This is a genomic window from Pseudomonas protegens, assembly GCF_003732485.1.
Taxonomy (GTDB): domain Bacteria; phylum Pseudomonadota; class Gammaproteobacteria; order Pseudomonadales; family Pseudomonadaceae; genus Aquipseudomonas; species Aquipseudomonas protegens_B.
This window is the reverse complement of the sequence record NZ_MOAK01000045.1, coordinates 116,762-118,180: the sequence shown is the minus strand read 5'-3', so window position 1 is coordinate 118,180 and position 1,419 is coordinate 116,762. Positions and strand designations below refer to the sequence as shown.

The window sequence follows — 1,419 nt, the reverse complement described above, 5'->3', positions numbered from 1 at the left end:
CGTCCGGCCCTGCCCGCCAGCCGCTTCCTCCCGGACCCGTTCGCCAGCACCCCCGGCGCGCGCCTGTATCGCACCGGGGACCGGGTCAGCAGCTTGCCCCAGGGCACGCTCGACTACCTCGGCCGGATTGACTTCCAGCTGAAGATCCGTGGCTTTCGCATTGAGCTGGGCGAGATCGAGAGCCTGCTCGGGCAAGCCGCCAATGTGCGCGAAGCCGCTGTCGTGGCCCGGGACACGGCGGCCGGCAAACAGTTGGTGGCGTATGTGGTGCTGGCCCAGGTCGACGACCGCGAGGCCCAGGAGCAGGCCCTGCTGGCCCAGCTGCGCGAGCAGTTGCCCGAGTACATGGTGCCGTCGTTCCTCAGTGTCCTGGAGCGTTTCCCCCTGACCCCCAACGGCAAGCTGGACCGTAACGCCCTGAGCGCCCTGGAGCTGCAAGGCAGCGCCTATGTGGCGCCGCGTAACGAGCTGGAGGCCACCCTGGCCGCCATCTGGCAGGAAGCGCTGCAACTGGAACGGGTCGGTGTGCATGACAACTTCTTTGCCCTGGGCGGCCACTCACTGCTGGCCACGCGCATTCGCTCCAAGGTGCAAAGCGAGCTCAACCTGTCCTTGCCGCTGCGGGTGTTCTTCGAGGGCGAAACGGTGGAACTGCTGGCCCGACAGGTCGAGCTGCATCGTGATTCCGGGGTGACAGGGGACAAGGTCGATGCCTTGGAAGCCCTGTTTGCGGAGGCCCAGGAGTGATGAATCCGTTACCCGAGCGCATGCTGGCGCTGTCCAAGCGGTTCGCCGCGTTCAGCCCCCAGGAGCGTAGCGCCTTGCAGCGCAAGATGATCGAGCAGGGGCTGTCCCTGGACCTGTTGCCGATCCCTGGGCGCAGCGAGGCCCAGACGCTGATGTGCGCTTCCTATGCACAGCAGCGCCTGTGGTTTCTCTGGCAACTGGAGCCGACCTCCAGCGCCTACAACCAATTGGCGGTGCTGCGCTTGCAGGGCGACCTGCAGGACGCCGATCTGCAACGCAGTATCCAGTACCTGATCGACCGCCATGAAGTGCTGCGCAGCACCTTCAGCCTGCACGGCCAGCAAGTGATGCAGGTGATTCATCCCCAGCGTGAATTCCTTCTGCAGCGCCTGGATTACAGCCACCTTGAGGAGGCCGGCCCGCAGGTGGCCGAACAGGTGGCGGAGCAGGGCGAACGCCCCTTCGACCTGGAGCACGACCTGCTGTTGCGGGCGACCCTGATCAAGCTCGGGCCCCAGGAACATGTGCTGCTGTTCTGTACCCATCACATCATCAGTGATGCCTGGTCGCTGCCGATCCTGGTGGGCGAGGTGACCAGCGCCTATGAGCACTGGCGCCAATACCAGCGCGCGCCGGACCTGGCACCGCTGGCGGTGCAGTACGCCGACTTCG

Annotated in this window: 2 protein-coding genes; both read left to right on the top strand. The window is 65.8% G+C overall.

Annotated elements, in window-relative coordinates:
• Window positions 1-747: AMP-binding enzyme (locus tag BLX41_RS11440; protein ID WP_259744714.1), on the top strand; the 747-nt coding region annotated here is incomplete at its 5' end.
• A partial coding sequence (locus BLX41_RS11435; protein WP_148059716.1) for a condensation domain-containing protein occupies window positions 747-1,419 on the top strand: 673 nt, incomplete at its 3' end. The genes BLX41_RS11440 and BLX41_RS11435, both read left to right, overlap by 1 nt.